The organism is Thermodesulfobacteriota bacterium (genome assembly GCA_040758155.1).
In the GTDB taxonomy this organism is placed as follows: domain Bacteria; phylum Desulfobacterota; class Deferrimicrobia; order Deferrimicrobiales; family Deferrimicrobiaceae; genus UBA2219.
In genome coordinates this window covers 1-11181 of record JBFLWB010000003.1, presented here as the reverse complement: position 1 = coordinate 11181, position 11181 = coordinate 1, and the positions used below count along the sequence as shown (strand labels likewise).

9 protein-coding genes are annotated in these 11181 nt (G+C 68.6%); 4 read left to right on the top strand and 5 right to left on the bottom strand.

Annotation, left to right across the window (positions count from 1 at the left end; all coding sequences use genetic code 11):
* Positions 1–79 precede the first annotated feature (79 nt).
* A complete protein-coding gene (locus AB1346_00250) occupies positions 80–283 on the bottom strand; it encodes a flagellar biosynthesis anti-sigma factor FlgM (protein MEW6718864.1) in 204 nt (67 codons plus the stop codon).
* A 124-nt stretch (positions 284–407) separates the two neighbouring features.
* Here AB1346_00250 and AB1346_00245 point away from each other — a divergent pair, with 124 nt between their 5' ends.
* From AB1346_00245 to AB1346_00235, 3 genes are all read left to right on the top strand, one after another.
* Positions 408–1805: a sigma-54 dependent transcriptional regulator gene (locus tag AB1346_00245; GenBank protein ID MEW6718863.1), complete on the top strand. Its 1398-nt coding sequence runs from the start codon at positions 408–410 to the stop codon at positions 1803–1805.
* Positions 1806–1845: 40 nt separating this feature from the next.
* Positions 1846–2556 (top strand): ATP-binding protein, encoded by a 711-nt coding sequence (locus AB1346_00240; GenBank protein ID MEW6718862.1) that lies wholly within the window; start codon positions 1846–1848, stop codon positions 2554–2556.
* Between the two features lie 162 nt (positions 2557–2718).
* Positions 2719–3489 (top strand): FliA/WhiG family RNA polymerase sigma factor, encoded by a 771-nt coding sequence (locus tag AB1346_00235; protein MEW6718861.1) that lies wholly within the window; start codon positions 2719–2721, stop codon positions 3487–3489.
* On the opposite strand, the gene AB1346_00230 is transcribed toward AB1346_00235, so the two are convergent.
* The 3 genes from AB1346_00230 to AB1346_00220 are packed head-to-tail and all read right to left on the bottom strand — an operon-like array spanning position 3477 to position 9757.
* Positions 3477–7997: an efflux RND transporter permease subunit gene (locus AB1346_00230; protein MEW6718860.1), complete on the bottom strand. Its 4521-nt coding sequence runs from the start codon at positions 7995–7997 to the stop codon at positions 3477–3479. The two genes, AB1346_00235 and AB1346_00230, sit on opposite strands and share 13 nt — an antisense overlap.
* A 3-nt stretch (positions 7998–8000) precedes the next feature.
* Positions 8001–9158: an efflux RND transporter periplasmic adaptor subunit gene (locus AB1346_00225; protein ID MEW6718859.1), complete on the bottom strand. Its 1158-nt coding sequence runs from the start codon at positions 9156–9158 to the stop codon at positions 8001–8003.
* Complete coding sequence (locus tag AB1346_00220; protein MEW6718858.1) at positions 9155–9757, bottom strand: TetR/AcrR family transcriptional regulator; 603 nt, start codon at positions 9755–9757, stop codon at positions 9155–9157. Before AB1346_00220 ends, AB1346_00225 begins: the two co-directional genes overlap by 4 nt.
* Before the next feature lie 194 nt (positions 9758–9951).
* Between AB1346_00220 and AB1346_00215 the strand changes: the two genes are divergently transcribed.
* Positions 9952–10854, top strand: a complete 903-nt coding sequence (locus tag AB1346_00215; protein MEW6718857.1) for a crotonase/enoyl-CoA hydratase family protein — start codon at positions 9952–9954, stop codon at positions 10852–10854.
* 10 nt (positions 10855–10864) lie between these two features.
* On the opposite strand, the gene AB1346_00210 is transcribed toward AB1346_00215, so the two are convergent.
* Positions 10865–11181, bottom strand: a 317-nt coding sequence (locus AB1346_00210) for an Hpt domain-containing protein (protein ID MEW6718856.1), incomplete at its 5' end; no start/stop codon positions are given.

Sequence of the window (11181 nt, the reverse complement as noted above, 5' to 3'; positions counted from 1 at the left end):
CGAGGGGGATCTCCGTCCCGTCGATCAGCAGGCGCATGCTGCGAAGATAATCCATCCCGGCGCGGGATGGCAACAGGATTCAGCGGATCCGTTCCCTCAACAGGCGGACGGCGTCGGAAACCATCTTCTCCGCGACCCGCCGTCCCTCGACGCGGTATGTCCCGTTCCGCAGCGCCTCGCGGATCTCCTCGATCCGCCGCTGGCGCGGCGCGGACAGGATGGCCACGGCGCTGCCGGCCTCGTCGATCAGGCGGCCCCAGTTCCCTTCGGATGTCGCGGTCAACGACCGGACCCTCTCACGCGGTCATTCCCTCCGTTTGCCATGCCGGCGCCCCCGCCGGTAGCTTTTATCGACCGGCGGAGCGGGAAACTTTACCGGCCGCCCCGCATTGGGTAAACTTTAGGGGATGAAGAAATCGCTGCTGATCGCCGAAGACGACGAGTCCACCCGTTCCCTCCTGCGAAAGGTGTTCGAGCGACCCGACCTGATCGTCCACGAAGCCCGCACCGGGGCGGAAGCGATCCGGACCATCGACCAGAACCCCGTAGACGTCGTGCTGACGGACCTGAAGATGCCCGGCCCGGACGGGCTCGCCGTCCTGGCCCACTCCCGCAAGACGCGTCCCGACGCCGAGGTCATCCTGATGACCGGCCACGCCACGGTCGAGTCCGCCGTCAACGCGATGAAGATGGGCGCCTTCCATTACATCACGAAGCCGTTCAGCGTGGACGAGGTCGCGCACCTCGTGGACCGGGTGCTCGAGCTGACCAGCGTGCGCAAGGAGAACGCGAGCCTCCGGACGCTCGCCCGGGGCCGCGGGGGACTGGAGCACATCATCGGGATCAGCGACCCGATCCGCGAGGTCCTCGCCCTGGTCCGGAAGGTCGCGGACACCAACTCCACGGTCCTGGTCACGGGGGAGAGCGGCACGGGGAAGGAGCTCGTGGCGCGGGCCATCCACTACCTCTCCCCGAGGGCGGACCGGATGCTCGTTCCCATCAATTGCTCCGCCATCCCCGCGGAGCTGCTGGAGAGCGAGCTGTTCGGCCACATGAAGGGGGCGTTCACGGGCGCGCACGCCAGCCGCCCCGGGAAGTTCGAGGCGGCCCACAACGGGACGATCTTCCTGGACGAGATCGGCGAGATGAGCCCCCACCTGCAGGTGAAGCTGCTCCGGGTCCTCCAGGAGAAGTCCGTCACCCCGGTCGGAGGGAACCGGCCGGTCCCCGTGGACGTCCGGGTCGTCGCCGCCACGAACAAGGACCTGGAGGAGGAGGTCGCCGAGGGGCGCTTCCGCGCGGACCTGTACTTCCGCCTCAACGTGATCCCCATCCGCATCCCTCCCGTGCGGGAGCGCAGGGACGACATCCCGGTGCTCGCGGCCCACTTCATCGAGCGGTACAACCGGGAGAAGGGGCGCTCCCTCGAGGGGATCCGGGAGGACGCCATGGAGATGCTGCAACGCTACCCGTGGCCGGGGAACGTGCGGGAGCTGGAGAACCTCGTCGAGCGGATCGTGGTGCTGAAGGGAAGCGGGTGGATCGAGGCGGCGGATCTCCCCGAGAAGATCCGCCGCTCGGAGAAGTTCCTCAAGACCGCCATTCCCGTCCTGGGCGAAAGCGGCCTCGATATCCGCACCGCGACCGCCGACTTCGAGACCGCCCTGATCCGGCAGGCGCTCCACCTGTCGGGGGGGAACAAGAACCGCGCGGCCACCCTGCTGGGGCTCAAGCGGACGACGCTCGTCGAGATGCTCAAGCGGAAGCAGATCGACGACCGGGAGCAGAGCCATTCCTCCAGTTGACCCGGATACCGCGGAAGGGCGGCTGGCGAGGGCCCGGAGGATGGAGGAGCTCGGCTACCTCGCCGGCGGGCTCGCGCACGACTTCAACAACCTCCTGACGGGGATCCTCGGCTACGCATCCTTCCTCCGGAACTCGCTCCCGGAAGGGAGCGGCGGCCGCGACGCGGCGGAGCAGATCGAGCGTTCCGCGCGGCGGGCGGCCGAGCTGACCCGCCGGATGCTCGAATGGTCGCGCCGGGGGTCGCCGGAGCCCCGCCCGGTGGAGGTCCGGCGCCTCGTCGAGGAGGCGGTCGGGGAGCTCTCCGCGGCGGCCGCCGGGAACGTGGAGATCCGCGCCGACCTGCGCGCGTCCCGGGATCGTGTGATGGCCGACCCGGACACGCTGGTCCGCGCGCTGATCCACCTGGCAGCCAACGCGTGCGAGGCCATGCCCGGCGGGGGGTTGCTGACGATCTCCACGGAGCCGTTCGTCTCCGACGGGAGCGTCGAGTTCGACGATGTCCCGGTCCCCGAGGGGGACTACGTATCCATCCGCGTGACGGACAACGGGCGCGGCATCCCCCCACCCATCCGGGAGAAGGTGTGCGAGCCGTTCTTCACGACGAAGCCCGAAGAAGGGATGGCGGGGCTCGGACTCCCGATGGTCTGCCGCTGCGTCCGCAGGCACGGCGGATTTTTCCGGCTGGAAAGCCGGGAGGGGGAAGGCACCACCGCGCAGATCCTGCTTCCGATCCAACCGTCAACAGATTGACGCTCCCCCGGAGGAATTGACGGTTTCCCCCCCGCCGCCGTTCCGTTCCTGACATTTTTCCTGAATAAAATCATTTAGTTAGTATTTTCAAACCCATGGCATGCCGCTTGCTCGCTTTCCGGGTGCTGTCGAACGCCGCACCCCATACGCGAGGTAGCCGCCATGTTGCAGGCAAATGCAGAGAGCACGCTCCGGAAATCCCGCAAGCCGGCGAGGAAGCGCCGCTCCCTGGACCGGGAAAGCGTCGTCACGGAATTCCTCCCCGGGATCCGGATCCAGGCGATGCGGCTCAAGATGCGGCTGCCTTCGCACATCGAGGCGGACGACCTGGTCAGCTCCGGCGTCCTCGGGCTGCTCGACGCGATGGAGCGGTACGACGCTTCGCGCGGAATCAAGTTCCGGACCTACGCCGATTTCCGGATCCGCGGCGCCATGCTCGACTACCTGCGGGAGATGGACTGGTTCCCGCGGTCGGTGCGTCAGCACTCCACCCGCCTGCAGGCCGCCTACTCCCGGCTCGAGAACGTCCTGGGCCGCCCGCCGGAAGAGGAGGAAGTGGCGGCGGATCTCGGGATCTCCGTCGACGAACTGCGCAAGCAGCTCGCGATGTTCACGGGGGTGACGGTCTTCTCGCTCGACGCCATCCAGGACGAGGACGAGGAGACCGGGGCCGGCATGCGGCAGCTCCTGGCCGAAGCGGCCAGGGAGGAAAGCCGCGAGGAGGAGCTGACCCGCGAGCTGAAGGACCTGCTGGGCCGGGCGATCGACATGCTGCCCGAGCGCGAGAAACAGCTCATCGCCTTCTACTACTACGAGGACCTGACGCTCCGCGAGATCAGCCGGATCTTCAACCTGGGCGAGCCGAGGATCTGCCAGCTCCACGCCCAGGCCGTGCTGCGGCTGAAAGGGAAGCTGAAGCGTCACTTCAAGTAAGGGGCGCCTCCCTTGGGAGGCAGCTCCGGCTGCCCCCGAAGGACCTCCCCCACCACCCCCAGCGGCGAGGCGGCCGGCACGAACGGCCGCTTCCCGGCCTCTGTAACTTCCAGGTCGTCCCCCAGCGTTCCCATCGCGCGGCGGAGGTTCGCTCCCGCGACGAGGTAGTCGCGCCGGGCGCGCGCCAGGTTCCCCTGCGCCTGGGCCAGGTTGAGCTGCGCGTCGTCCACTTCCAGGCGCGTCATCACCCCGTACTCGTACCCCTTCTCCGCCATCGAGACGAGCCGCTCGGCCTGCTCGACCGTGCCGGACAGCGCCGCCACCGTCTCGCCGGATTCCCGCACCGCGTTCACGGAGTCGCGGACCTCGAGCGCGATGGCGTCCAGCAGCCGCGCCTCCTCGATCCTTAAGGACGCGCGGTCGCTGTTCGCCTGCGCGACGCGCCCCCGCGTCCGCTGGCCGTCGAACAGCGTCCACGTCGCGAACACTCCGGCCGACCAGACCCGCCCGTCGACCTCGAACAGGTCGAAATCGATGTCCTGCCAGCCGAGCGTCCCCTGGAAGTCCAGCCGCGGCCGGTTCCCCCCCTTCGCGACCGTCACCAGCTCGCCGGCGATCGCGGCCCGGTTGCGGACATCGGACAGCTCGGGGCGCTTTTCGAGCGCGACGGCCAGCGACTGTTCGTAATCGGGATACGGCGCGACGCGGACGGAGAGGTCCCCCGCCGCGTCCGCCTCCCGCTCCCCGCGCCCGATGAGGAAGCGCAGCCGCTCCCGGCTCGTCCGGACCAGGTTCCCGGTCCGCAGCACTTCCGGCAGGGAGTTCTTCAGCGCCACCTCCGCCACGAGCACGTCGTAGTCGGTGGCGGTCCCCGCCAGGAATTTCTTCCGCGCCTCGTCGAGGTGCCTCGCCCGCTGGTCGCGGGTACGCTCCGCGATGCGGGAAAGCTCCCGCGCCAGCAGCACGTCGTGGAACGCCGCGAACACCTCCCGCAACGCCGCCTGGCGGGCGGTGCGGATCCGCTCCTCCGCCGAGGCGAGACCGAACTTCGCCGCCCGGATCCCGGCGGACACCGTCCCGGAGGAGTAGAGCGGCTGCGAGAGGCCGAGCTGCGCGGCGTACCGCGTGCTCCGCTCCGCCCCGGGGGTCAGCGCCAGGCTCCCGTCGTACGCCCGGGCCGCGCTCGCCGCGCCGGTGAGCTGCGGCAGCGCCGCCGCCCGCTCTTCGACGTATCTCCCCGTGCCGCGGGTTCGCTCCTCCTCCGCCGCCAGGATGTCCCGGTTGCTCTCCAGCGCCGCCCGGAGCGCGCCGTCGAGCGTGTACGCTTCGGCCCCGGCCGCGGGCCCTTCCGCGGCGGCCGCGCTCCGCGGAAGGAGCGCCGCGCCCGCGCAGAGCGCCAGCAGCAGCGCCGCCGCGGCGGGCGATTTCCCCTCCCACTTCCGCCGGACCCAGCTACCGAAATCGTCCAGCAGCGTGTAGACCACCGGAACCACCAGCAGGGTGAGCAGCGTGGAGGTGATCAGCCCTCCGATGACGGCGCGCGCCATCGGCGCCCGCATCTCGGCTCCCGCGCCCAGCGCCAGGGCGAGCGGGAGCATGCCGAAGATCATCGCCAGCGTCGTCATCATGATCGGGCGCAGCCGCGTGCGCCCCGCGGCGATCACCGCCTCCGCCCGCTCCATCCCCCGGCCCCGGAGGACCTTGGCGTAATCGACCAGGAGGATGGCGTTCTTCGTCACCAGCCCCATCAGCAGGATCAATCCGATGAGCGACATGATGTTGAGCGTGTCCCCCGTCAGGAACAGCATCCCCGCCATCCCGACGACGGAAAGCGGCAGCGAGAGCATGATCGCCAGCGGGTCGATAAACGATTCGAACTGCGCGGCCAGGATCAGGTAGACGAAGATCACGGCCAGCAGGAGCGCCTCCCCCATGTACCCGAACGACTCGACCATATCCTCCCCCTCCCCGGAGAACACCACGCGGTACCCCGGGGCCATGTCCATCCGGGAGGCGGCCTCCCGGACCTTCTCCATCGCCTCGCCCAGCGGAAGGCCGTCGAGGTTGGCGGAAACGACTACCTGGCGGGTGAGATCCTGCCGGTTGATCTCGGACGGCGTTGCGCTCAGGCGATACCGGAGCAGCTCGGACAGCGGCACCAGCCCCGGCTCCCCCCCGCCCGCAGGAACCGCCACGCGGAGCAGCGCGACCTGGGACGGCTCCACCCGGAGATCTTCGGGAAGCCGCACGCGCACGTCCACCGCGTCGCCGTCCTGATCCTCGTACGTCGTGGCCACCTGTCCGCCCACCAGGGCCCCCACCGTCCGGGAAACCGTCCCCGTGTTCACGCCGAGGTCCGCCGCCCTCTCCCGGTCCACCACGAGGCGGTACTCGGGGATGTCGTGCTCCAGCGTGACCTCCAGGTCGACGAGCCCGGGGATCCGGTACATCTCCGCCTTGAGCTGCGCCGCATACCGCTTCAGGAGGGCGATGTCCTCCCCGCGGATGTTGACCAGCAGCGGCTTGTCTCCCGACATCCGTCCGACCTCCACGATCGAGGGGACGATCCCCGGAACCGCGAGAAGCCGCGACCGCACCTCCCGCTGGATCGCGGCCTGGTCCCGCGCGCGCTCCTTCTTCTCCTTGAGCTTGACGTAGATCATCCCGTCCCGGACCGTCCCGGTATCCCCGGCCCCGATGGTCGCGAAGGTGTGCTCCACCTCCGGCATCTTCCGGAATTCCCCCACGAGCAGCTCCAGGCGGTCCGTCGTCTCCCCGATCGAGGCGTTGGGCGCCGTCCTGAAGTTCACCTGGAACTCCGCGCGGTCGTACTCGCTGAAGAACTCGCTCTTGAGGCCGGCGAACACGCCGACTCCCCCGAAGAAGGCCAGCGTGGCCAGGGCGACCACGATCCAGCGATGATCCAGCGCCCAGGCGATCACCCGCCGGTACCGGTCGGCCGACAGGTCGAACCAGGCGTTGAACCGGTCCAGGAGCCGCGCCACCGGGTTGCGCTTCCCGGTCCGCCCGATGTCGGGGTCGTGCCAGCGCGACGACAGCATCGGATCGAGGGTGAAGGAGACGAACAGGGAGACCAGGACCGCGAAGGTGACGGTGATGCCGAACTGGAAGAAGAAGCGCCCGACGATCCCTTTCATGAACGCCACCGGGACGAAGACGGCCACGATGGAAAAGGTGGTGGCGAGCACCGCCAGCCCGATCTCGGAGGTCCCGAACGCCGCGGCCTCGAAGTGGTCCCGCCCGCTTTCGAGATGCCGGACGATGTTCTCCCGGACCACGATGGCGTCGTCGATGAGCAGGCCGATGGCCAGCGACAGCGCCATCAGCGTCATCACGTTGAGCGTCATCCCCATGAAGTTCATGACGATGAAGGACGAGATGACGGAGATGGGGAGCGTCAGCCCCGTGATCACCGTGGAGCGCCAGGAATTCAGGAAGCAGAACACGATGAAGATGGTGAGGATCCCTCCGAGGACCAGCGTCTCCTGCACGTCCGCCACCGACTCCCGGATCATGATCGAGGCGTCCCGCACCATCTCGATGCGCGTCCCCTCCGGAAGCTCGGGCTGGATGCGCCCGATCTCCCGCTTCACCGCGTCGACCACCGCGACGGTGTTGGCGCCGGACTGCTTCGTGACGTTGAGCGCCACGGCCGGCACGCCGTTCACCAGCGCCAGCGACCGCTGCTCCTCGATGCCGTCGGTCACCGACGCAACTTCCCCCAGCGGCACGGGCCGTCCTCCCCGATGGGCCACCACCATGCCGCGGAACTCCTCGACGGCCGCGGGCTTCCCGGAGACGCGCAGCGGATACTCGGCGCCTCCGCGCGTCAGGCGCCCCAGCGGGGTGTTGACGTTCTCCCCGGCCAGCCCCGCGATGACCTCGTCCACCGTCATCCCGAGCGATTCGAGGCGCACCGGGTCGACGTCCACGTTCACCTCGCGTTTCGACGCGCCCACGAGGTCGACCTTCCCGACGCCCGGGATGTTCTCGAACCGCCGCCGGATCTTCTTCTCCACCAGGCTGGTGAGCTCCTTCCGGCCGAGCCGCTCCGAACGCATCGCGAGCGACACGACGGGCATCGCCCCGAAATCGAGCTTCTGGACGATCGGCTCCTCGATCCCGTCCGGCAGCTCCCCCCGGATCGCGCTCACCTTCGCGCGGGTCTCCTGCGCCGCGTCGTTGATGTTTACCTCGAGCCGGAACTCCACCACGACGCTGGAGACGCTCTCCCGGGACGTGGAGAACACCCGCTTCACCCCGGCGATCGGGTTGACCGCCTCCTCGATCCGCTTGGTGACCTCGCGCTCCACGCTCTCCGGAGAGGCCCCGGGGAACTTCGTGACGACGGTGACCACGGGGATCTCGACGTCGGGGAACATGTCCACCGCCAGCCGCTTGTAGGAGAAGGCGCCGAGCGTCACCAGCGACAGCATGAGGACCGCGGCGAAGATCGGGCGCCTGATGGAAACGTCGGAAAGCAGCATGGGTCAAATCCCCCGCGCGGCGGAAACATTCAGGGCGTCGCCGTCCTTCACGTTGAAGGCGCCGCGGGTGACCACCGTCTCCCCCGTCCGCAACCCCGCCGAGACCTCCACGGTCTCCTCCCGCGTCTCTCCCGTCTCCACGCCGCGGAGGCGCGCCACGTTGTCCTCGACGACGAACACCGTCGCCTTCCGGCTTGCGGCGTCCCAGGACTGCAGCGCGTCGCGCGGGACGAGAACGACCCCCTTCCTCTCCCCCGTCACGATACGCCCCTTGACGAACAGGCCGCCCTTCAGGACCTCGGGAACGTTGGGCACCTCCGCGACCACCCGCACGGAGCGGTCGCCCGGGGTCACCGAGGGATTGATCCAGGTGACCTTCCCCCGGAAGGCCTTCCCGGGGAACGCGTCGGTCGTAAACCGCAGCGGCATCCCCGGCCGCAGCCGGGACATCTCCATGGACGGAACAGTCGCGGTGAGCTCGAGCATCCGGTTGTCCACGACCCGGAAAACGACCTTCTGCATCTCGCCCACGAGGTCGCCGACGTTGACCAGCCGCTCCTCGACGATCCCGTCGAGCGGCGCCCGGATCACGGCCTTCGTGAGCCGCGTGGCGATCTGGGCGACGTCCTCGCGCGCCGCCGCCACCTGCGCCTCCGCCGCCGCGATCCTTGCGGCGGCCGCCTCACGCTGCGTCACCGCGTCCTCCATCCCCTGTCGGGTGATCAGCCCCGCTTCGGAAAGCCGCAGCGCCCGCTCGTGCTCCCGCTCCGCGCGGCTTCCCGCCGCCCGGGCCTCGAGCAACCCTGCCTTCGCCATCTCCAGGGCGGCGCGGGCCTTCTGGAGCGCCGCCTCGCCTTCCCGCGTGTCCACGGAAAGGAGCGGATCCCCCTTCCGGACCCGGGCCCAGTCGTGCACGTGGATCTTCGACACGAGCCCTCCGTACTCCGACTTGATCTCGGCCTGGTACTTCGGCGCGAGGGTCCCTACGACGTCGATCCCCTCCTCGACGTCGCCGGCCGACGCCTGCGCGGCGTCCACCGCGACGGGCGGCTTTCCGGCGGAGCCTCCCTCCCCGCGGCTCGCGCTCCCGTCCGACGAGCAGCCCGAAACGGCGACCAGCAGCGCCAGCAGCGCCGCTCCGGGAAACGACTTCCGGCTCATCTCTCCTTCCCCTTTCCCCGGGCCCCGTTCCCGGCGATCCCTTCGAATATAACGTCGAGCATCCGCTCGATCCCCTTGCGCCCGACTGCCTGGGAGGGCCGGCAAAGCTCCAGCTCCATGACCACGTTGACGGCCCCTGCCACGACCCACATCATGTCCGCCGGATTCCCCCTGCGGATCTCCCCGCCGCGGATCCCGTCTTCGAGCACCCGGATCACGCAATCCTGAAAGCGGAGATGGACCGCGTCGAAATCGACGAACGGAGCGCCCTGAGGCGGGCCGTAGTAGAACGAGAACAGAATCCGCGCCAGGTCCAGATTCCGGACGAAATCGTCGTACGCGTACAGGCAGATGCGCGACAGGCGCTCCCGGCAGGTGCCCTTCTCCCTCATCACCGACTCGATCCGCCCGACGAACCCGTCCAGCGGGCCCTGCATCAGGTCGCGGTATATTCCTTCCTTGCTGCGGAAGTAGTAGTACATGGCGGGCTTGGTCACGCCCGCGCGCTCCACGATCTCCCGGACGGTGGTCGCCGCGTACCCCTTGCTCGCGAAGAGCGCCGCCGCGCTCCCCAGGAGCCTTTCGCGAACGTCGGCCATCCTTCCCTCTCCCCGGCTTCCGCCGCCCCCTGAACTTACCTACCGGTAAGTATACCCGCTGCGCAAGCGGCGTCAAGCCGGAAAGGCAGGCCGGGGAGTCGGTCAGGGAATCATTGCTATCTGGAGTTTTAGTGTTACAATGCTTCCGAGTTCATTTCTCGATAGTCTCGTTCGGCGCGGAGGATCCCCCGAAGATGCCCGTCGCCTTCCACCCGCATCTCCCCCTCGAGACGTCCTATACGCACATCGCCTCGCGCTTCGACGAGCGCCACAAGGCGCTGTGGCTCATCCTCGACCCGAAATACCGGCCGTGCTTCTATTTCGAGCTGCTCACCGAGCTTCGGCATTTTCTCGCCTGCGTGGAGCGGCTGGCCGACGGCGACGAGGAGGCGCAGCGCGCCATCCGCTACTTCGTCGTGGCGTCCAACACGCCGGGCGTGTTCAACCTCGGCGGAGACCTCGATCTGTTCTCCCGCTGCGTGACGACCGGCGACGACGTAACCCTGCGGAAATACGCCGTCGCCTGTATCGACACCCTGTACCCGTACATCGTCGGGTTCCATCTCCCTCTCACCACCGTCGCGCTGGTGCAGGGAAACGCCTTCGGCGGAGGGCTCGAGGTGGCGCTGGCGGCCGACCTGATCGTCGCGGAAAAAAGCGCCCAGATGGGGTTCCCCGAGGTGCTGTTCAATCTCTTCCCGGGGATGGGGGCGTACAACCTGCTCCAGCGCCGCCTCGGCGTGCCCCGCACGGAACGGATGCTGCTGAACGGGAAGATGTATCGCGCGGAGGAGATGTACGCGGAAGGGATCGTCGACGTTCTCGCGGAGGATGGGGAGGGGGAAAACGCCCTGTACGGTTATATCGTCCGGAACGAGGGGAAGCAGAACGCCCGCGAAGGTGTCCAGCGGGTCCGCAGGAAACTCGCCCCCGTCCGGTACGAGGACATGCTGGCGGTCGGCGAGATCTGGGTCGACACCGCCATGCGGGTCGGTCCGCGGGAGATCCGGCTTATGGAGCGGTTGACGAGGGCCCAGGAGCGGTCAGTGGCCCGGATGCATTCCCCCACCGGCCCTCCAGGGAGCGATACCGCCTGAGGCGACCCGCTCAAGAGACGGCGGATGTCCGGCTTCCCCGGAAACGTTCCAGTTCGACCCGTGCGCGCGAGAACTCCTCCTTGACCTTCTCTAGATGTTCCCATCCCCGGGCCTCCAACTCCGGCGCGCCGATCCCGGAGAACCGTTCACAGGCGCGCATCAGCGCGACCGCCCCGATCTGGCCGGCGTTCCCCTTCAACGCGTGGGCGGCCTGGCGGACGGCGGCCACGTCCCCCTGGGGCACTCCACGCTCGAGCTCTTTCAACCGCTCCTTGCTCCCCTTCATGAAGGTCCACACCAACCGCAGAACGAAGTCCTTTCCCGACA

Excerpts from the sequence above, each read along its gene's own strand:
- AB1346_00230 (MEW6718860.1), bottom strand. The coding sequence starts at position 7,997 with ATGCTGCTTTCCGACGTTTCCATCAGGCGCCCGATCTTCGCCGCGGTC.
- AB1346_00225 (MEW6718859.1), bottom strand. The coding sequence starts at position 9,158 with ATGAGCCGGAAGTCGTTTCCCGGAGCGGCGCTGCTGGCGCTGCTGGTC.
- AB1346_00235 (MEW6718861.1), top strand. The coding sequence starts at position 2,719 with ATGTTGCAGGCAAATGCAGAGAGCACGCTCCGGAAATCCCGCAAGCCG.
- AB1346_00245 (MEW6718863.1), top strand. The coding sequence starts at position 408 with ATGAAGAAATCGCTGCTGATCGCCGAAGACGACGAGTCCACCCGTTCC.
- AB1346_00240 (MEW6718862.1), top strand. The coding sequence starts at position 1,846 with ATGGAGGAGCTCGGCTACCTCGCCGGCGGGCTCGCGCACGACTTCAAC.
- AB1346_00220 (MEW6718858.1), bottom strand. The coding sequence starts at position 9,757 with ATGGCCGACGTTCGCGAAAGGCTCCTGGGGAGCGCGGCGGCGCTCTTC.
- AB1346_00215 (MEW6718857.1), top strand. The coding sequence starts at position 9,952 with ATGCCCGTCGCCTTCCACCCGCATCTCCCCCTCGAGACGTCCTATACG.